General features: G+C 53.0%; 14 protein-coding genes. 8 read left to right on the forward strand and 6 right to left on the reverse strand.

Features of this window, described 5'->3' with window-relative positions; genetic code table 11:
* Positions 1 to 56: 56 nt before the first annotated feature.
* Positions 57 to 3,173: a right-handed parallel beta-helix repeat-containing protein gene (locus tag B7989_RS06240; RefSeq protein WP_088627704.1), complete on the reverse strand. Its 3,117-nt coding sequence runs from the start codon at positions 3,171 to 3,173 to the stop codon at positions 57 to 59.
* Entirely contained in the window at positions 3,173 to 5,068 is a 1,896-nt protein-coding gene (locus tag B7989_RS06245) for a FecR domain-containing protein (protein ID WP_088627705.1), read from the reverse strand. The genes B7989_RS06240 and B7989_RS06245 overlap by 1 nt, the downstream gene beginning before the upstream one ends.
* A 147-nt stretch (positions 5,069 to 5,215) precedes the next feature.
* Here B7989_RS06245 and B7989_RS06250 point away from each other — a divergent pair, with 147 nt between their 5' ends.
* Genes B7989_RS06250 through B7989_RS06260 form a run of 3 tightly spaced genes read left to right on the forward strand, consistent with a single transcriptional unit; the run spans position 5,216 to position 7,331 of the window.
* Positions 5,216 to 5,500: a hypothetical protein gene (locus B7989_RS06250; protein WP_072797039.1), complete on the forward strand. Its 285-nt coding sequence runs from the start codon at positions 5,216 to 5,218 to the stop codon at positions 5,498 to 5,500.
* Positions 5,500 to 5,982, forward strand: a complete 483-nt coding sequence (gene ybeY / locus B7989_RS06255; RefSeq protein ID WP_083564456.1) for an rRNA maturation RNase YbeY — start codon at positions 5,500 to 5,502, stop codon at positions 5,980 to 5,982. The genes B7989_RS06250 and ybeY overlap by 1 nt, the downstream gene beginning before the upstream one ends.
* Positions 5,982 to 7,331: a hemolysin family protein gene (locus B7989_RS06260; RefSeq protein ID WP_088627706.1), complete on the forward strand. Its 1,350-nt coding sequence runs from the start codon at positions 5,982 to 5,984 to the stop codon at positions 7,329 to 7,331. Before ybeY ends, B7989_RS06260 begins: the two co-directional genes overlap by 1 nt.
* Positions 7,332 to 7,509: 178 nt before the next feature.
* Here the strand turns inward: B7989_RS06260 and B7989_RS06265 are convergent, their stop codons facing one another.
* Positions 7,510 to 9,354: a DNA topoisomerase IV subunit B gene (locus B7989_RS06265; protein WP_088627707.1), complete on the reverse strand. Its 1,845-nt coding sequence runs from the start codon at positions 9,352 to 9,354 to the stop codon at positions 7,510 to 7,512.
* A 223-nt stretch (positions 9,355 to 9,577) separates the two neighbouring features.
* Between B7989_RS06265 and asd the strand changes: the two genes are divergently transcribed.
* From asd to B7989_RS06285, 4 genes are read left to right on the forward strand one after another with little or no spacing between them, the layout of a single operon-like run.
* Positions 9,578 to 10,429, forward strand: coding sequence for an archaetidylserine decarboxylase (asd, locus tag B7989_RS06270; protein WP_088627708.1), 852 nt, complete (start codon positions 9,578 to 9,580; stop codon positions 10,427 to 10,429).
* Positions 10,430 to 10,446: 17 nt separating this feature from the next.
* Positions 10,447 to 11,313 carry a hypothetical protein gene (locus B7989_RS06275; protein WP_088627709.1) on the forward strand — a complete coding sequence of 289 codons (867 nt, stop codon included), beginning with the start codon at positions 10,447 to 10,449 and terminating at the stop codon, positions 11,311 to 11,313.
* Between the two features lie 54 nt (positions 11,314 to 11,367).
* Positions 11,368 to 12,207: a hypothetical protein gene (locus tag B7989_RS06280; RefSeq protein ID WP_088627710.1), complete on the forward strand. Its 840-nt coding sequence runs from the start codon at positions 11,368 to 11,370 to the stop codon at positions 12,205 to 12,207.
* A 23-nt stretch (positions 12,208 to 12,230) separates the two neighbouring features.
* On the forward strand, positions 12,231 to 12,560 hold the full coding sequence (locus B7989_RS06285) for a GerW family sporulation protein (protein WP_073055726.1): 330 nt from the start codon (positions 12,231 to 12,233) through the stop codon (positions 12,558 to 12,560).
* A gap of 121 nt (positions 12,561 to 12,681) precedes the next feature.
* Here the strand turns inward: B7989_RS06285 and serC are convergent, their stop codons facing one another.
* The 3 genes from serC to B7989_RS06300 all read right to left on the reverse strand — a co-directional run bounded on the left by serC (position 12,682) and on the right by B7989_RS06300 (position 16,952).
* Entirely contained in the window at positions 12,682 to 13,788 is a 1,107-nt protein-coding gene (serC, locus tag B7989_RS06290) for a 3-phosphoserine/phosphohydroxythreonine transaminase (protein WP_072978302.1), read from the reverse strand.
* Positions 13,789 to 13,998: 210 nt separating this feature from the next.
* Positions 13,999 to 14,523: a hypothetical protein gene (locus B7989_RS06295; RefSeq protein ID WP_088627711.1), complete on the reverse strand. Its 525-nt coding sequence runs from the start codon at positions 14,521 to 14,523 to the stop codon at positions 13,999 to 14,001.
* Positions 14,524 to 14,678: 155 nt separating this feature from the next.
* Positions 14,679 to 16,952 carry an aconitate hydratase gene (locus B7989_RS06300; RefSeq protein WP_088627712.1) on the reverse strand — a complete coding sequence of 758 codons (2,274 nt, stop codon included), beginning with the start codon at positions 16,950 to 16,952 and terminating at the stop codon, positions 14,679 to 14,681.
* 130 nt (positions 16,953 to 17,082) lie between these two features.
* Between B7989_RS06300 and B7989_RS06305 the strand changes: the two genes are divergently transcribed.
* Entirely contained in the window at positions 17,083 to 18,990 is a 1,908-nt protein-coding gene (locus tag B7989_RS06305; RefSeq protein WP_088627713.1) for a SulP family inorganic anion transporter, read from the forward strand.
* Positions 18,991 to 19,176: the final 186 nt, after the last annotated feature.

Here is a 19,176-nt window from a genome sequence, read left to right on the forward strand (position 1 = left end):
AAAATAAAGAGCCGCTTTTTGTAAAAGCGGCTCTCTTTAAACAATGTTAGATGTTTTTAGAATACGTAGTTCACGCGGATGCCGGCGTAAATATCCTTGTATTCGTCGCTCAAATTGTCCGGACGATAGTAAAGGGCCGTGCCCGTGTACCAATCGGTGCTCAGACGCTTGGTGTGGTTCACGCGCAGATTCACGTTGCCCAACACATCCGTTTCGGTTTCGTCTTCGCTAATGCCGTCTTCTTCCCAGTCAATGGTCATATAACGAAGTTCTCCAGAAAGGCCCAGAACCAAGAAACGCTTCAGGAACGAAATTTCAAGTTCGTCGTTGACCGTAAATTCGCGTTCGGTCATGTCGTTGCGTTCGTAGTTCTTGAAACGCGGCGTAAATCCGAAGCGGTTCTGCACGCGCTTCAGAGTCGTCGTTGCGGAGAGCGGATAGGCGTGTTCAAAGTAGTCTGCACCGCCAAAGTAGTAACCCAGCTTGGCCCAAGTGGTGTTGGAAAGATCCATGCCGCTAATCAAGGCGTCCTTGTAGAACTTGGAATCGTCGCTACGGAGAATCCAACGGCCGCCAGCCTTGAAGATGGTGCTGAAGCCGCGAACCGTCAAGTCCAAAGCCCAAGTGTTCTTGTAGATTCTTTCCTGGAATTTAGAGGCGAGATAGTCTTCGTCGGACAGATTCATGTATTCGGCCCAGCGAGCGGAATCCAACACGGCGGTTATTTCGCCGTCAACGATTTCGGTCGTAGTTCTGCCCTGGCGAGGTGCAAACCATCCGTCTTTATAAATTCCGTCTTTCAGAATGGGGTCGACGTGGATTTGGTTGGGGCGGTATTGCGTGCGGTATTCCAGATTGTAACCGACACTCACGTCTACGTTCTTGCCAATCTTGAAGTCGTTGCCCAAAGACCAGTTCTGAATGTACTTGGTTCTGCCGTAATCCAGTTCGTGTTCTTCGAACCACTTGGAATCGCTGTCGTTGAAGAGACCCCAGCGGGTTCCTTCGCCAAGGCCAAGCAGGTTTGTCTTGTCTCCATTGGCGGCGTTTTCGATATTGAGCAAGTAGCCAAAGTTGAGAGTCCAGAACTTGGTGATGATTTGTTCGATGTTGCCGCCGAATTCACGCGTGTCGGAGAGCTGGTCCGGAGATCCGGCGCTGTAGTAGTCTTCGCCCACGTATTTCAAGTGGCCCGAAATCGTGGTCTTGTAAATGTTCCAGAAGAGCGAGGCTCCGATGGCGAAATTCTGGCTGCCCCAGTTGAGGCCGAGAACGCGGTCATCATCGCGGTCGCTGTCGTATTCCTTTTTCAGGCTCTTGGCTTCGCGAATGAGGGTGCGCAAGGAATCGCGCATTTCGCTGCGGTTAAGCGTCGTGTTGCCTCCGAAGATTTCTTCGAGTTGGGCAGACGAAAGCGAATTGATCTTGTTTTCGTTGGCCATGAGCTGGCGGAGCATTGTCATCGATGCTGTGTTGATTCCGGCTTCGGTAAACACCTTGTTGATGGCGCGTTCCCTGTAAACGTCTGCGGTGTCGGCGCGGCCGACGGCAATCTGACCGTTCAGTTCGATGTCGCCGGGGTAGAACAACCAGTTTCCATCGGCGAATACGGTAAAGGACTTTTGCAAGGGTTCGCTTGTAATGGAACTGCTGCTTCCGCCATCGCGTAACAGCGGGTCGTGAATTTCGTCGTCGGCATAAATGGCGCCAATAGTTGCATCAAAACGGCGCAGCGGAGACCACTTGATAGATCCGCCGTAAGCAAGGCGCTGTGCCTGTGCTTCGCCCTCGTCAATGTAATTCTTGTAGATGTAGGGGTGGCGTTCGCCAATCAAGTAGGGCTTGCGGTTTTCGCCGAAGAATCCGCTCAATTCCAGCAAAGGCTGGTTCACGTTGTTCCTGAGGAGCGAAAGCGTGTAGCCCGCACCGAAGAGGGGGAGGCTTGCCATGTAGGTTTCGCCGGCGGTCTTGGTAAAGTCGCCCAAGATAAGCTTGTTGTAGCTGTCGGTGTAAGTCAAGGTAACCGGGGTCGGAGAGAATTGGTTCCACTGGTCGCCGGTATAGTCGCCATTGAATTCAATGGACTTGCCGTCCGGAGACTGCATCAACAAGTAAACGCTTGCTTCGGTACCGAATCCGGGAACCTGGAAAATGTTCTGGTAGCGATCTCCGTTATGGTCTTTGCGCATAAGGACTTTGTGGTAGTAGTTGTTTACCATCACGCTACCCATGACGCTCCAGGCCTTCGGGGCTTTGGCGTCTTCCTCTTCTTCTTTTTGGGCGAGCAGGTCGCCAATTTTATCGTTTGCGTTGACGGCGCGGCTTTCGACGCCCGGAATTTCAGGGCTTGCGGGCAGGGCCTGTGCAACGCCGTCGTAATCCTTGTTAAAGTCGGTCTCGTTTCCGTTAATGCTTTCGATAACGTCCTTTTCAAGAACGTCACCGGCGCTTGCGCCCACGGCGTTCTTGCTGACTTGGGTGTTGTCAAAGGTCAATTGGCTGTTGCCCATGTCCAAAACGGCGTAGGAGTTGTTTTCGAAGTTGGAAGATTGAACGTTCGTAATGGCGAGCTGAGCGTTGTAAAGGGCGACCTTGTTGCCGTCGAACTTCACGTCGCTGATATTCATGTCGCTGTAGCTGTCGGTATGGACTGCAGCACCGTCATTCTTTTCGAAAAGGCATCCGCTGATAGAAACTTTCGAGTTTTTGGCGTAGACGCCACGGCTCGAAGTGTTCGCAATCTTGCTGGATTGAATGGTCGCGGAACTATTTTCGACTGCGATACCATTTTCTGCGCCGCTAATATTGGCGTTTCTGATTTCGGACTGTTCTTTACCGGTAATAAAGATGCCTTTCCAGCTGCCGTTCTTGGAATCGCTTGCTGCCGAGACGAATTCGACCTCGCTTTCGCTTGTACCGGCGACGACAAACTGTCCCTTGACATAAAGGCCGGTGCCTGGAGCAAACTGCAACTTGACTCCCGGTTCAATCACGAGCACTTGGTTTTCTTCGACAGTCAGGTTTTCTGTTACCAGATACGGGGACTGTTCTACCCTGATAAATCCGTGAACGTTGCCGCTGAGCGGGGTGCCTTGAACTGGGGTTGCCGGTTCTTGGGCGTAAGCCAGAGCGGTGGTCAGGGCGATAATCGAAAAAAGAGAAATGTTTTTCATTATTTGACCTTGTATGGCTTAGATTCAGTAAGAATTTCACCGCTCTTCAGGGTGACGGTAATTTTGACTGTGGTTGTAGTTCCGTACGGTAGTGCAATCTGCTGGTCAATCCGGTTCGACTGTAAGTCTGTGCCACGGAGCTGGATGTTTTGGTCGGGCAGGGTAATGTCAATCTGCTTGATGTATGTCGGATCGTTTTGGGGAAGGTTCTTGACCGAGAACGAAAGCTGTTTATGGATCTTGCTGTTGACACTTTTGGGTGGGGGTGGCACGAACAAACGTTCCTCTTCTTTGCCACCGTCAATGACAATCTTTGCTTTTCTGATGGGCGGGTAACAATCCAGTTTCTGGGTCAAATCAACTTTGTTGCCTGCGAGATCTTCGACATGGAACTTGTACACGTGGGTGCCGCTAGTCAGGTTTTCGTAGAACTTGCGGTCGCTGTCAAAGTAGATTTCTTTTTGGGCGACGTTATCGATGTACAGCGTGTAAATCGCCTTGTCTCCGTTGGTCTGGCCTAACGCGAGAGCGGCCTTGCACTGGTTGGGGTAAAGTGCGAGCGTTGGCGGAATCAGGTTCACGGTCTTGCATGACTTAACTACCCTGATGGGAACATTTATGTCCTTGTAGCCTTTTTGAGATTCGAAATTCAGGTGGAGCGTATTTTCGTTCCAGTTGCCGTTCTTGTCGGATACGGCGATGGAGTGCGTAAAGCGGCCGTTTGCGCTGAGGGGGACGAGGTTTTTCGAGGTGTGTTTGCCGAGCGAAACGGTAAGGACTGCGTTCTGGTCGGTGGTGTCGAATACGCCTTCAATGGTAACCATGGCAGGGTCACATACTTCGATCGGCATGCTGGTTGTAACGGTTAATAGGGCCTGGTCGTCTGCAACGGTAGTGTCGCTTGTGCCTGCGAAATAGGTGGTTACGAGACCGCACTGAATTGTGTTGGTGGAGTCGCCATCATAGAAGCAGGTGAAAGGAATTTTCTTTTGACCGATAGTGCTGGGCGCCCATTCGACGGCCAACTGGATGGCGCTACCATCGGAGCGCTCCGGTTCGCCGAAAATACGGATGTGGGTGCCTTCGGAGCAGGTGGCCGTGATGGTCTGCTTGGCAGAATAAACGATATCGGGGAGGGGGTCGATATGGCAATCGATTTTAGACCTTAATTCCTTCTGCTTTTCGGAAATTTCCTTGTTAGCCTTTTCCGCGGCCTTGCGGATAGCGTCTGCAGAAAGGGTGGTGTCGGTTAAAACGGAGTCAAGAGCCTTGAAGAGTTCGTTGTTTCCGGAAGATTCCAGGTCGATGATGATAGGATTGTCTTTGCAGAGAATAATTGTCTGGCCGCCGGTGATGGCTTGGGTCGTTTTTGTCGTACTGATTTCAAAGCTCAGGTTACCTGTTGAAAGAGAGGCGATTTCGCATTTACTGACTTTGCCGACAAATCCGTCTGTACCGCGGATAGCAGCGGTGGCGATACCGGTCTTGAACTTGAATTTGCTCTTGCCGTTTGCCTGCTTCTGCACATCGAACTTCATGCTGCCGCGCTTGACTTCGGTAATGAAGTTGTTTTCGCCGTCTTCAAACGAGAGTTCCGTAATCGCGACAACGGTGTTTTCTTGAACGTTGAACGAACTTCCGTCGGGGAGCGCGATAATCACTTCGGATTCCAGAAGGGTCTCGATATCGTCGCCTTTTTTGACGGTTTTAGCTTTTTTGAGCTTATTCTTTTCTGGATCGGAACTTTTGATGACCTGTACGTTGCCACTGCGGTGCAGGAATACTTCACCTACGGCGTAGTGGACCTTGCCGGATTGAGCCTTTGCGGCGAAAGAAACCCCGACAAGGAGTACTAGAAGGGTAGCTAAAAGCCTAAAAGAGCGATAAAAAGACATAAAGCCTCGCTTTATAGTTACATTCGTTCGTAAATATATGTATTTTTTTACAGTCCCGATCAGAAATGTATACTCGGGGTAACAAAACTGTGACTTTTTTCAAAGTTTTTTGGAAGAAGGTCAAAACCTATAACTACAGGACTAAATATGGAAGTTGAAGAACTGACCGTTGCCTATAGCGATGAAGATACCGGTGAAGAAGTCATCAAGGAAATCGGCAAGGAAATCCTCTCGAAGGGGGCATGGCCGACCGTGATGTTCTTTTACCAGGAACGTGACCCGAAGTCCGGTGAATTTACCGAACCCAAGGTGTCGTTGCGCCGCTACCGCAAGATGGCGGGCAATTTCAAGCCCCAGGGCAAGTTCAAGATTACGGGCAAGGCCCAGGCTGAAGCTATCATTGACGTCCTCAAGAAGTGGTATAACATTTAATGCCTGACCCTGCTAGTCGAAAGAAGAAGTATAATATCGAGTTCCTTTGCGAGGGGGACATCGAGGCTTTTCCGTATAAGGACAAGTTCGAAAAGATGGCTCGCAAGCTCCTTGCCGAAGAAGGCAAGGAAAAAGACGTGAATATCGTGCTCTGCACCGACGAGTTCGTGCGCACCATGAACCGCGACTACCGCGGTCTCGACAAGGTGACGGACGTTCTTTCCTTTGAATGGAAGAACGAGCTCGGTGTCGAAATTCCTGAAGACGAGGCCATGCTCGGCGAAATCTATATCGCCCGCGAGCAGGTGCGCCGCCAGGCTCCCGAATACGGCAACACGTTCTACGCCGAAATGAAACGCGTGATTGTACACGGGCTGTTGCACCTTTCGGGCTACGACCACATCAAGGCCGCCGACCGCAAGGTCATGCGCAAGCGCGAATGCGAATTCCTGGGACTTGACCCGTACAAGGAAGGTGCCTAATGGAATCTTCTGAAAGTTACGCTGTCGCGTTCCTGGTCGTTTTTGTTCTGACATCGTTCTCGTTTTCGCTGATCAAGGCCGCTTTTAGCGCCATTTATGCCAAGCGCGATGCCCGTGACCGTGAAGGCCGCGAAGAGGTAGTTGCCTCGTTGGTGGAACTGCCGGGCTTTAACGAAACGATTTCGATCGGTCGCATCTTCTGTAACGTGGGTGCGGGCGTTTTGGGCTTTTACCTGTTCCAGATGATTCCTTGGAACTGGGTGCAAGATTACTGGTTCCTGGCTTTTGCCGCTTACCTGGTGGTCGCATGCATCGGCATTTACACGATTACGGTGTTCTTGGCAAACCTGCTCGGGAACTTGAAGCCGGACACTTTCGCTGTCGTGCTGATTCCGCTGTTCAAGTTCATTCGACTCCCGTTTGCACTGCCGGCAAAGATTTGCCACTTGCTGTTCGTCAAGATTCTGAAGGGCTTGGGCTACGATTCCAAGCTGAGCTTCTTGCCCGAAGAACGCCGCGACGCCGTGCAGGCGCAGGCCGACTTGAACGACGAAGAAGATTCCGATGGTGAAGGCCTGGAACAAGAAGAACGCCAGATGATTCTGAACATCTTCGACTTCGTGGAAACCCCGGTGCGTGAAATCATGACGCCGCGTGTGGATATGTGCGCGGTCGAAGTCGGCACTCCCCTCGAAGAACTGGTGAAGGTCTTGAATACCGAACGCCATTCCCGTTTGCCGGTGTACAAGGAAACTGTCGATAACATCGTGGGTATCCTTTCGAATCGCGACTTCTTGGAATGGTATACTGAACACCGCGACGAACCCTTTGATATCATGAAGCTCGTGATGCCACCGGTATTCGTGCCGTATCACAAGAAGATTGACGACATGCTCACCGAACTTCGCAAGACGGGTAACCAGCTCGCTATCGTAGTCGATGAATATGGCGGAACCGCTGGCCTTGTCACGCTTGAAGATATTCTCGAAGAAATCGTGGGCGAAATCAAGGACGAAGACGACGTGGACGAAGATGAAGATGTGCAGCGCCTCAAGGACGGGCGATTCATCCTCGATCCGGTTATTACGCTTTCCGATTTGGAATACAAGCTTGGCGTAGAACTCGAAGCTCCCGAAAATTCCCACGTGGAAACGCTTTCGGGCCTGATTCAGGCGACGCTTGGCATTATTCCGTCACCGGGTGCAGAAGTCACCATCAAGGGCTACACCTTCCGCGTGCTCAAGATGGACGGTACCCGTATGGAAAAGGTGCTCATGATCCAGCCTGGCAAGGGCAAGACCAAGAACGTCAAGGCCGTGCCCCGTACACAGGCGTTCAAGGTGGTTTAGTACTGAGTCATGGGTTCGGGGCAAACCCGTTAGAGATTAAAAAGGCGAATCTGTAAAAGATCCGCCTTTTCTGTTGTCATGTTGTCACACTGATTCGAAATGCCTAACGGCATTTCTGATAAAAATCCAATCCGTGTGGTAGTCAAGTATGATTGTCCCGTTGTCGGGGAAGGCTGCTTTACAGCTCCTCAACTGCTTCGGCGCGGAGGTTCTGCACGATGTGGTCTTGACGCTGCGGCGTGTTGTTGCCCATGTAGTAGGCGAGCATCTTGCCGAAGGAGGCATCGGGCGGAAGCACCACCGTTTCAAGGCGCATGTCTTCGCCGATGAACTGGCCGAATTCTTCCGGGGAAATTTCGCCGAGACCTTTGAATCGAGTGATTTCGAGACCGGTCTTGCCGATTTCCTTGGCGGCTCTGTCGCGTTCCGTTTCGTCGTAGCAGTACTTGGTCACCTGCTTGTTACGCACGCGGAAAAGCGGCGTCTGCAGAATGAACAGGTGCTTTTGTTCCACGAGTTCGGGGAAGAATTGCAAGAAGAAGGTCATCAAAAGCAGACGAATGTGCATGCCGTCCACATCAGCATCGGTCGCGATAATCACCTTGTCGTAGCGGAGGTTCTCGAGACCGTTTTCGATATCGAGAGCGTGCTGCAGCAGGTTGAATTCTTCGTTTTCGTACACGACCTTCTTGGTCATGCCGAAGCTGTTGAGCGGTTTACCGCGCAAGCTGAATACGGCCTGCGTCTGCACGTTACGAGCCTTGGTAATAGAACCCGATGCAGAGTCACCTTCGGTAATGAAGATCATAGTTTCGCGGTTCAGCTGGTTCTTGACGTCGGTCAGGTGAATCTTGCAGTCGCGGAGTTTGCGGTTGTGCAGGTTCGCCTTTTTGGCGCGGTCGTTCGCAAGCTTCTTGATGCCGGCGATTTCCTTGCGTTCGCGTTCGTTCTGCGTAATGCGGTTTAAAAGAGCCTTTTCAGTTTCCGGATTCTTGTGCAGGTAGTTGTCGAGCTGCGAGGCAACGTAATCCACAATCCAGGTACGCAGCTGGGCGCCACCCGGAGCGACCGTCGTCGAGCCGAGCTTGGTCTTGGTCTGCGATTCGAAAACCGGTTCCTGAATGCGTACGGAAATGGCGCCGATAATGCAGTTGCGCACGTCGGCCGGATCCAAGTCCTTCTTGAAGTGGTCGCGGGCGCCCTTCACAATACCTTCGCGGAAGGCCTGCTGGTGCGTACCGCCCTGCGTGGTGTGCTGACCGTTCACAAAGCTGTAGTAGTGTTCGCCGTACTGGTTGCCGTGCGTAAAGGCCACTTCGATATCGTTTGCCTTAAAATGGGCCACCGGGTAGCGGATAGAATCGTCCACGTGGTTCTGCAACAGGTCCAAAAGGCCGTTCGGGCTGTTGTAGGTCTTGCCGTTCATCACGAGCGAAAGACCGTTGTTCAGGTAGGCGTAGTTCCATACCTTTTCTTCCATGTAGCCCGGCAAGAAACGGAAGTTCTTGAAAATGCTGGCATCCGGTTCGAAGTAGATTTCGGTACCGTTCTTTTCGGTCGTATTCTTTTCGCGTTCTTCGCGGACAAGCTTGCCCTTGCTGAATTCGGCTTCCTTCACGCGGCCGTCGCGGAAACTCCTGACGATAAACTTGGTCGAAAGGGCGTTCACCGCCTTGGTACCCACACCGTTCAAGCCCACGGACTTCTGGAAGGCTTCGGAGTCGTACTTACCACCGGTGTTAATCTTCGATACGCAGTCGATGACCTTGCCCAGCGGAATGCCGCGGCCGTAGTCGCGCACGCGGGCGCTATGGTCTTCAATGTCGATGATAATCTGCTTGCCGGCACCCATCACGAATTCGTCGATGGAATTGTCGATAATTTCTTTCACCAGCACGTAAATGCCGTCGTCGGGGCTGTTGCCGTCGCCGAGCTTGCCGATGTACATACCCGGACGTTCGCGGATATGTTCGTTCCATTCTAGTGTTCTAATGCTGTCTTCGGTATACTTTGCTGCTGCCATAGTAATTAGAAACTCTCGTTAAAATTTTTGTCGGTACAAAGATAAACATTTTTTTTGACAGCTGAGTGTCAAAATCGCTCCAGACACAATATAGCAAAAAATAATGGTAGTGCGCAAGCGTGCAGTAAAAAGTCTTTTTTACATATGCTCAATTGTAGCGATGCGAGCATGGGTCTAGGTGGTGGATTCGGGAATATCAGGTTAAATTTCTATCTTTGGCCATATGAATACCGCTTTTTACGTCTTTATGAAGTTGTTGCCGAAGAATGCCGCTAGCCGTGCCTTCGGTGCTTTGACTCGCCTCAAGTTGCCCGTGATTTCGAAGGCGATGCGCAATGCTTTTGCGAGTTACTACAAACTGAATATGGAAGAATCGGAATTCCCGATTGATCATTACGCTAACATCGGCGAACTTTTTATCCGTAGACTCAAGCCGGGAATGCGCCCGATTGCTGATTCCGAAATCGTGTCGCCGGTGGATGGCGTGCTTTCGCAGACGGCAACTTTTGACGAAAAGCAAGAACTGATTCAGGCCAAGGGCAAGACCTATACGCTCAAGGACCTGCTCCGCGACGAAGAAATGGCTGCCCGCTTTGAAGGTGGCGCCTTCGCAACGATTTACCTTGCTCCGTTCAACTACCATCGCATTCATAGCCCGGCAAAGGCCGAAGTGATTGAGGCCAGCTACTGCCCGGGTACGCTCTGGCCGGTGAATGTGGGTAGCGTGGAACGCGTAGAAGGCCTGTTCTGCATTAACGAACGCCTTACGAGCCACTTGCGCTTGGACGACGGTTCCGAAATGCTGGTGGTCAAGGTCGGAGCCACGAACGTGGGGCGTATCGGGGTTGCCTACACGGACGAACTCTTGGTGAATGCGGGCAAGCTTCCGCGCAACTGCAAGCGTTACGACTGGAAACCCGCCCAGAAAATCACCGTGGAAAAGGGCGGCGAACTGGGTCGCTTCGAAATGGGCAGCACCGTAATTCTCGTGGTCGACAAGAAGATTCGCGAAAGAAATCCGGGACTCTTCCAGAGCCGCGTAGGAACTGCCGTGAAGGTGGGCGAGGCCCTCTAATATTTTAGGTTTTGCCGATGGTTTCGGTCGAGCGATTTATTCACGATGAGCCCGCGTTGTTCAAGGCGACGGCGGAATTCGTGCGATTGTTTGCTCGAATCGACGACCCGGTTCTTACGGTTGCAAAGCAAGAAAAGGGCGCAAACGAACGCATCGCGTGGACGCTTTTAGGAACGGCGCTTTTTCAAGATGTCAGTTACCCGGAATTTGTGGGGCTTTTGCGGGCGCTCAACGAAAAATTCCCTGGAGAAAAGCTCTGGACGTTGCCGGTGCCGAAGGCACAGGATATTGAATCATGCGTAGAATCAGCATTCGGTTGTCGCACCTGGAGTTTGTTTGAAAATGTGGCGGGGATTTTCTGGAGTGTCGGGCTGTTTATTCGCCGGCACGGGAATTTGCAGGAATGGCTTAAGTCCCGCACGCCCGAAGAAATCTGGCGCGATTTAGGCGAGATTTATTTTATGGGCAAGGGAAACCCGCGCCCGAAAGTTTGCGCCGCGATTTACCGCTTGCTCGCGCCCGCTCCGGTAGGGCTTTCGCTGGACTGTGCGCCTTCGCCTAAGTGGCCGCCCCTGCCGCTGACCATGGGCGCTCGCCGCTACCTCTCGATTCTAGGGCCTGCAAGCGACGGCTTTGCGGACTTGGAGCCCGCTCAAAAGCAAAAGCTTGCGACCGACATGTATGTGGCGCTTGTGCAGCATTTGATGGAACAGTCCGAAAATGCCGAGGTGAAAAAGTCGAAGGTCGACGCCTTGACCGCCTACGTGGCCGCGCACAGCCTGCAGTTCTACTTGGAAGACGGAACCGACGGCTTTATTTGCCGGCTTTCTACGGACCATTGCCGCAAATGCCCCCTGCGGGAATATTGCAGTTTTGCAGAGTAGAAATTTCTAAGCTCTACCAACTAAGTTCTACCAACTATTAACTAAATTTAGGCTATGCGTTTTTCTTCTCGATTCTTTAAGATGGCTCTGGTTGCAAGCGTTGTCGCGCTTGTGGCGGGCTGTCAAAAGAAAGTGGAAAAACCGATCGATTATTCCTCAATCCAGTATAAATATTTGAGGCCTGCGTCGTTCAAGGCTGATTCTTCGAAGAATGCCGAAATTCCTTCGCTGGAACGCCGTTACGATTACCGCTATGCTATCATGCTCGGTGACACGCTCGGCGTGACTGTGCTTGAATTCGAAAGCGACGTGTACGCCCTCGATTATTACATGAACAGCGGACACTTCCAGGGGAGCATCCCGATTTTGAGGGGTAACTTCTTGGAACAGAGCTTTCGCGCCGACAAGCGCATCTTTATCTTTAGGCACGACTGCTACCGCCGTTACGAGCGTGCCGACCTTGAAAATTACGTGCGCAAGTTCCCGGGCTACCATGGCGGATTCCCGCAGGCCTTCTTGAGCTTGCCTTTTGAACACCGCGAACAAGGCCGAGCCTCGATTGAGACGCGATTCTTCTTGGGCGTCAAGTCGACCTTCCCGGTGCTGGTGCAAAGCTACCGCGACGGCAACTTGCGCTGGAATGTGGCCCGCAGCTGGGACCAGGTGGAATCCGATGCGTTTAAGACTTGGACTTTGGGCCTTAAGCATGTGACTCCGAGTGAAATTGTTCCGGCTAATGACTGCGTTTACTTTGAAGCGGGCGAGGGCTCTAACGGAATTGCGAGCCGCTTGTCCGGTGGGCGAGTCGCCGTTGTCTGGGGCTATATGTCTTGGCCGGACTTGGAACGCACGTTCTTTACCGCCAGCGACCGCATTTTTGAGGCGCGCTTTTAACTTTTATTTGTTATATTAAAGCCATGGCTATTGAAAAACTTGCAGAAACTCTTTTGGAAAAGCTCCGTTTCATCACTAAGGCAGAAACGGTTATCGGTAACCCCATTCAGGCCGGTGAATCTACCGTTGTTCCCGTGAGCCGCGTGTCGGTGGGCTTCGGTTTTGGCGGTCACCAGTCCAAGGGTGATACTTCTGCCTCTGGCGGTGGCGCCTCGGTGGAACCGGTCGCCTTCCTCGTGATCAAGGGCGACGACGTGCGCGTGATGCCCATTAGCAAGGACAGTTCGCTTGTTTCCAAGGTCATGGACATCGTGCCCGACGTGGTGAACAAGTTCAAGAAGAGCGAAGACTAAATGAAATTATTTTGCATACGCCAACGGCGTATGCCCACAAAAATAACCCGCTAGCTGAAAAGCAAAGCGGGTTATTTTGTGTCGGGAGGGTATTAGGGAGGGCTGTGCCCTCCCTTGTCTTTTAACCCAACACCTTCTTTTCGAAGTCGCCGAGGCAGTCAACGAGAGCCTGCACGCCTTCGACCGGCATAGCGTTGTAAATGGAAGCACGGAAGCCACCCACAGAGCGGTGACCCTTGAGCTGCTGCAGACCGCGAGCCTTTGCGAATTCGAGGAATTCCTTAGCGAGATCGTCAGCCTTGTCAGCGGCAACCACGTCCTTGTTGAACACGAACGGAACGTTCATGATGGAGCGGTCTTCCTTGGCAGCGGTACCGACGAACACCTTGGAATTGTCGAGGGCGCTGTAAAGGAGAGCGGCCTTGGAGCGGTTCACCTTTTCGATTGCGTCCACGCCACCGAATTCCTTGAGCCACTTGAGGGTGCGGTTCATCACGTACACGGCGAATACCGGAGGAGTGTTGAACATGTTGGCAGCGTCAATGTGGGTCTGGAAGTTGAGCATGGTCGGGATGGTGCGGTTCACCTTGCCGAGGAGGCCCTTCTTGATGATGGTAACAGTCACGCCTGCGCAGCTGATGTTCTTCTGGGCGCCGCCGTACACAACGCCGAAGTCGGACACGTTGATCTTGCGGGCGAGGAAGTCGGAGCTCACGTCAGCCATGAGGAAGCCAGACTTCGGCTTCGGGAAGTTGTGCCATTCGGTACCGTAGATGGTGTTGTTGGCAGTCACGTGGAGGTACGTGGCGTTGTCGGAAAGCTTCAGGTTCTTGTCGATGCGGCTGTAAGTTTCGGACTTGGTGTCGCAAGCGGCGAGAGCGTTACCGAACTGCTTAGCTTCCTTGTAGGCCTTGTTTGCCCAAACGCCAGTCAGAGCGTAGTCTGCCGTAGCGTCCTGGTCAAGGAAGTTCATCGGGAGCATGCAGAACAGAAGGGAGCAACCACCACCGAGGAAAACGATGTCGTAGTCTTCAGGGATGCCCATCAATTCACGGAGGTACTGTTCCGTCTGGGCGAACATGTTTTCAATCGGCTTCGAACGGTGACTCATGGAGAGAATGCTGATGCCGCTGTTTTCGAAGTCGATGCATGCAGCAGATGCTTCCTTGAGTGCCTGTTCGGGCAGGACAGACGGTCCTGCGCTAAAGTTATAGACTTTATTTGCCATGGTTGTGTTCCTTTTGGTTTTGCCCCGCATGGTTTACGGGAACTCTTAAATTACGCGCGTAAAAATAGCAAAATACGGCTTTTTCGGCTAGTGTTTTTTGATGTGAGGTAAAGCTCTTATGACGAACTGCAAAGGGAGTGCGATAGAACGCAAAAAGAAAAAGGCAGACTTTCGTCTGCCATAAAAATTGTCTCAGAATTCTGAATAGAACTACACGCCGAGCGCTTCGATTGCTGCCTGGTACTTCTTGAGGCGGAATTTGGTCTTGAGTTCGCGGCGTTCCTGACGCTTGATGTACTTGTCTTCCAAAAGCACGTTCAGAATGGCGCTCTTGGCCTTGGCCATCAGCGGATCGTCCTTGAGGGTGCCCATGAACTTCACGAATTCCTTTTCGCGGGCTTCGTAGTTCGCTTCTTCGGCGGGGACACCTTCGGCCATCAGCTTGCAGCTGTATTCGTCGATCCAGCCCTGGTTCTTGTGGTAAGTCATCTTCTGGATCTTTTCGACCATGTCGGCCGGAACGCCCATAGCGATCACTTCTTCAGGGGTTTTCTTGGTGGTATCGGTAATCAAGTCCTGCAAAATGGCGAGCGTTTGAACCTCTTCGGATTCACCCTTGTTCTTGAGGTAGTCTGCGACGTTCTGCAGAAAATCAATGTAGGGGCCGCCGGCCTTGTCCATCTGGTTCTTGTGGACGTCGGCTGCAATTTTGTAGGCTTCAGCGTAAGAAAGCATAATTATCCTTTTAATAAATAAAATCTTTTGGCACCCGACGGTGCTATACCCTCAATATATATAATCAAAAGCGAAAAAAGTGTCACGTTTTTGTCTTATTTTCAAAAAATGAACAGATTTTCCGCTTTTGTGGGTAGCTCCGCCAGGTTTGGACCTTACTTGTTGTTCGCGCGGATCAAGTTGAGGGCGGAGCCAGCCTTGAACCATGCCCACTGCTGTTCGTTGTAGGTGTGGCTGAGGGCGATATTATCGACCGAGCCATCCTTGTGGTGGGCGACGAGCGTGAACTCGGAACCCGGAGCGAACTTGGTGAGACCGACGATGTCGAATACGTCCTGTTCCTGGATCTTGTCGTAGTCGGCGGCGTTCTTGAAGGTGAGGGCGAGCATGCCCTGCTTCTTGAGGTTCGTCTCGTGAATGCGGGCGAAGCTCTTCACGATCACGGCCTTCACGCCGAGGAAGCGCGGTTCCATGGCGGCGTGTTCGCGGCTAGAGCCTTCGCCGTAGTTTTCGTCACCGATCACGATGGAGCCCGTGCCCTTGGCCTTGTAAATCTTGGCGAGTTCCGGGACTTCCTTGTATTCACCGCACTGGCAGAGGACCTTGTTCGTTTCGCCGTTGAAGGCGTTCACGGCGCCGATGAGCATGTTGTTCGAAATGTTTTCGAGGTGACCGCGGTAGTTGAGCCACGGACCGGCCATGGAGATATGGTCGGTGGTGCACTTGCCCTTGGCCTTGATGAGGAGCGGGGCCCCGGCGATGTCCTTGCCGTCCCAAGCCGCGAACGGGGCGAGAGCCTGCAAACGCTTGCTTTCAGGGTTGATGGAAACGGTAATCTTGGAACCGTCGACCGCAGGAGCCTGGTAGCCGGCATCCTTGACTTCGAAGCCCTTCGGCGGGAGTTCGCACTGTTCCGGCGGGTCGAGCTTGACTGCTTTACCTTCGTTGTTCACGAGGGTGTCGGTCATCGGGTTGAAGCGGATGTCGCCGCTGAGGGCTGCAATCACGGCCATGAGCGGGGAGGCGACGAATGCATGCGTGTTCGGGTTGCCGTCGGCGCGCTTTGCGAAGTTGCGGTTAAAGCTGTGAACGATGGTGTTGAGTTCCTTCTTGTCGGCGCCGGCACGGTCCCAGCGGCCAATGCAAGGACCGCAGGCGTTCGTCATGATGGTTGCACCGAACTGCTTGAACAGGTCGATGAGACCGTCGCGTTCGGCGGTGTAGCGCACCTGTTCGGAACCCGGGTTGATGAGAAGCGGGCACTTCGGGGAAAGACCCTTAGCGAGAGCCTGCTTGATCATGTTCGCGGCCATGAAGAGGTCTTCGTAGCTGGAGTTCGTGCAGCTACCGATGAGGGCGGCGCTTACGATCGGCGTAGATTCCGGCTTGGTTTCGGTGGCCTTGAGGCTTTCGGCCATGTCGGTCACGGCGTAGGCGCGGTCCGGGCTGAACGGGCCGTTGAAGTGCGGCACGAGCGTGTTCAAGTCGATTTCGACGACGCGGTCAAAGTACTTTTCCGGGTTGGCTTCGACTTCGGGGTCGGCCTTGAGGTGTTCTGCAATCTTGTCGGCGGCGGCGGCAACGTCGGCGCGGCCGGTCACCTTGAGGTAGCGGCTCATGGAATCGTCGTAGCTGAAGGTGGAGCAGGTAGCGCCCACTTCGGCACCCATGTTGGCAATCGTTGCCTTGCCGGTGGCGGAGAGGCTGCGTGCGCCTTCGCCGAAGTATTCGATAATGGCGTTGGTGCCACCCTTAACGGTGAGGATGCCTGCGAGCTTGAGGATGATGTCCTTGGCGGTAGCGAAGCCCTGGAGCTTGCCGGTGAGCTTCACGCCGATCATCTTCGGGTACTTGAGTTCCCAGGGGAGGCCGACCATGGCGTCCACGGCGTCTGCACCGCCCACGCCGATCGCGAGCATGCCGAGACCGCCGGCGTTCACCGTGTGGGAGTCGGTACCGATCATCATTCCGCCCGGGAAGGCGTAGTTTTCGAGCACCACCTGGTGGATGATGCCTGCACCCGGGAGCCAGCAGTCAATGCCGTACTTGGCAGACACGGACTGGAGGAAATCGTAAACTTCCTTGCTTTCTTCTTTGGCGCGGGGCAAGTCCTTTTCGACACCTTCGCGGGCGATAATCAGGTGGTCGCAGTGCACGGAGCTGGGCACTGCCACGCGGGCCTTACCGGCGGTGGTGAACTGCAAAAGGGCCATCTGGGCGGTTGCGTCCTGCATGGCCACGCGGTCAGGGTGAAATTCGGCAAAATCCTTGCCGCGTTCGTAAGTCCTGTTCTCGGCGCCATCGATCAGGTGGCTGTAGATAATCTTTTCGGCGAGGGTGAGCGGACGGCCCAGCTGCTTGCGGGCAGCTTCAACGCGGGCAGGAATGCGGGCATACACGCCCTGGATCATGTCGAAATTGAAAAGCATAGTCTCTTGGGGTTATAGGTTGAATTTTCGGGCGTAAAGATAGAAAATTATTTGGTTGCTTTTTTTTACCCTTAACAAAGGGTGTAAATTTTCCTAAATTTGGCCGCGTTCCTAAGATTGGAGAACCCCCATGTCCAATATTCACGCCAAAGATTCCGTCAAGAATTTCCTTGCTGGAGTCAAGACGACCGTTACTCCTGAATTGTTCCGCACGATTCGCAGGGGCTACGACAAGAAGAACTTCGTAAGCGACCTCATGTCGGGCCTGATTGTGGGCATTCTGGCGCTTCCGCTTGCCATTGCGTTTGCTATCGCTTCGGGCGTGGGGCCTGAACAAGGTCTTTACACGGCCATTATCGCTGGCTTTACCATTTCGCTGTTGGGCGGTTCCCGCTTCCAGATAGGCGGCCCGACGGGCGCCTTCATTGTGATTGTTTACGGCATCGTGAGCCAGTACGGTTACGATGGCCTTGCCTCGGCCACTCTTTTGGCCGGTATCTTGCTGATTATCTTCGGTTTAGCCAAATTTGGCGCTATCATCAAGTTTATTCCGTATCCGGTTACTGTGGGCTTTACCGCCGGTATCGCTATTATTATTGCTCTTGGTCAGGTGCCGAACTTCTTCGGTCTGCGTTTCCTTTCCAAGGACCCGGCCGATGCCGTGGGCAAAATCAAGCTTTACGCTTCTTCTTTGGATACTATTAATATTTATGCTGTGATTGTGGGCCTTGTGGCTCTGGCCGTTTGCATTCTGTGGCCGAAGATTACCACGAAGGTTCCGGGTTCCCTGATTGCCATTATCGTGGCTACCGTGCTGGTGAAGGTCTTGGGCTGGGATGATCCGATTACGGGCCACGGCGTGGTGACCATTGGCATGAAAAACCATATTCCGAGCGGTTTCCCGGTTCCGCATTTGCCGAACATTAGCCTCGAAATGATGCAGAAGGTGTTCCAGCCGGCTTTGACGATTGCCATTCTCGGTGCTATTGAATCCCTTTTGTCTGCCGTGGTGGCCGACGGTATGACCTCGACCAAGCACCGTTCCAATACCGAACTTTTCGGTCAGGGCGTTGCCAATGTGCTGTCTCCGATGTTTGGCGGTATTCCGGCTACGGGTGCTATTGCCCGTACGGCAACGAACATTCGTAATGGTGCCGTGAGCCCGATTTCTGGCTTGGTGCATGCGATTGTCTTGCTCCTCATTATGCTGGTGCTTGGTAAGTATGCCGAAATGATCCCGATGGCAGCCCTTGCCGCTGTGCTTTTCCAGGTGGCATTCAACATGTGCGGCTACCGCAGCTTTATCAAGATGTTCAAGGCTCCCAAGAGCGACGTGATTGTGATGCTCGTGGCCTTCTTCCTGACCGTGATTATCGACCTGACGGTCGCTATCGAAGTCGGCGTGCTCCTTGCTGCAGTGCTCTTCATCAAGCGCATGAGCGATGTTTCTGAAATGGAAACGGTGACCGAAGCTCTCAAGGAAGATGACGAAGAAGCCGCCCACAACGACCTCAGCCGTCAGGTGCCGAAGGGTGTGGTGGTTTACGAACTGGCCGGTTCTCTGTTCTTTGGTGCGGTGGACAAGTTCAAGGATACCATGGCTCGCATTTCGGACAAGCCGAAGATCCTTATCCTGCGCATGCGTAGCGTGTCTAGCATCGATGCCGCCGGTATCCAGATGATCGAAGACTTGCTCAACCGTTGCAACCGCGAAGGCACTCAGCTGTTGCTCTCGGGCGTGCATGCCCAGCCGGTGGTGGCCTTGACTCGCGCCGGCGTGCTCAAACAGCTCGGCGAAGAAAACGCCCTCGGTAACATCGATGCCGCCCTCAACCGTGCCCGCGAACTCTTGGGCCTCCCGATTGTGGATACCTCGCACGAAGCTCAGCCTGCTCCTACGGTGTCTTGGGAAAAGAGCCTCGACAAGCCTTGGATGCCGGAAGAATCCAACGCCGCTGTGGCTGAAGAAACGCCGGAAGTCATTGCCGAACGCATGCTCGACGAACCGGTCGTGAAAATCGAAGAAAAAACAAAGTAATCTTTGTAAGGTTTTCTTAAGTTTGTGACGGGAATCGCAGTGTGATTCCCGTCTCTTTAATTTTAGTTATGTTATATCTAAATTGGGGGCATGGTTAAGAGACATGCTATGACGAGTTCTGAAAGGACGCACATCTTTTGGCACTTCATCGTGAACTATCTGCTTGCCTTCTGGGCGGTTGGATTG

Source organism: Fibrobacter sp. UWB5, assembly GCF_002210295.1.
Lineage (GTDB): Bacteria > Fibrobacterota > Fibrobacteria > Fibrobacterales > Fibrobacteraceae > Fibrobacter.

Excerpts from the sequence above, each read along its gene's own strand:
- ybeY (WP_083564456.1), top strand. The coding sequence starts at position 5,500 with ATGCCTGACCCTGCTAGTCGAAAGAAGAAGTATAATATCGAGTTCCTT.
- B7989_RS06305 (WP_088627713.1), top strand. The coding sequence starts at position 17,083 with ATGTCCAATATTCACGCCAAAGATTCCGTCAAGAATTTCCTTGCTGGA.
- serC (WP_072978302.1), bottom strand. The coding sequence starts at position 13,788 with ATGGCAAATAAAGTCTATAACTTTAGCGCAGGACCGTCTGTCCTGCCC.
- B7989_RS06300 (WP_088627712.1), bottom strand. The coding sequence starts at position 16,952 with ATGCTTTTCAATTTCGACATGATCCAGGGCGTGTATGCCCGCATTCCT.
- B7989_RS06265 (WP_088627707.1), bottom strand. The coding sequence starts at position 9,354 with ATGGCAGCAGCAAAGTATACCGAAGACAGCATTAGAACACTAGAATGG.
- B7989_RS06295 (WP_088627711.1), bottom strand. The coding sequence starts at position 14,523 with ATGCTTTCTTACGCTGAAGCCTACAAAATTGCAGCCGACGTCCACAAG.
- B7989_RS06245 (WP_088627705.1), bottom strand. The coding sequence starts at position 5,068 with ATGTCTTTTTATCGCTCTTTTAGGCTTTTAGCTACCCTTCTAGTACTC.
- B7989_RS06240 (WP_088627704.1), bottom strand. The coding sequence starts at position 3,173 with ATGAAAAACATTTCTCTTTTTTCGATTATCGCCCTGACCACCGCTCTG.
- B7989_RS06285 (WP_073055726.1), top strand. The coding sequence starts at position 12,231 with ATGGCTATTGAAAAACTTGCAGAAACTCTTTTGGAAAAGCTCCGTTTC.
- asd (WP_088627708.1), top strand. The coding sequence starts at position 9,578 with ATGAATACCGCTTTTTACGTCTTTATGAAGTTGTTGCCGAAGAATGCC.
- B7989_RS06260 (WP_088627706.1), top strand. The coding sequence starts at position 5,982 with ATGGAATCTTCTGAAAGTTACGCTGTCGCGTTCCTGGTCGTTTTTGTT.
- B7989_RS06275 (WP_088627709.1), top strand. The coding sequence starts at position 10,447 with ATGGTTTCGGTCGAGCGATTTATTCACGATGAGCCCGCGTTGTTCAAG.
- B7989_RS06280 (WP_088627710.1), top strand. The coding sequence starts at position 11,368 with ATGCGTTTTTCTTCTCGATTCTTTAAGATGGCTCTGGTTGCAAGCGTT.
- B7989_RS06250 (WP_072797039.1), top strand. The coding sequence starts at position 5,216 with ATGGAAGTTGAAGAACTGACCGTTGCCTATAGCGATGAAGATACCGGT.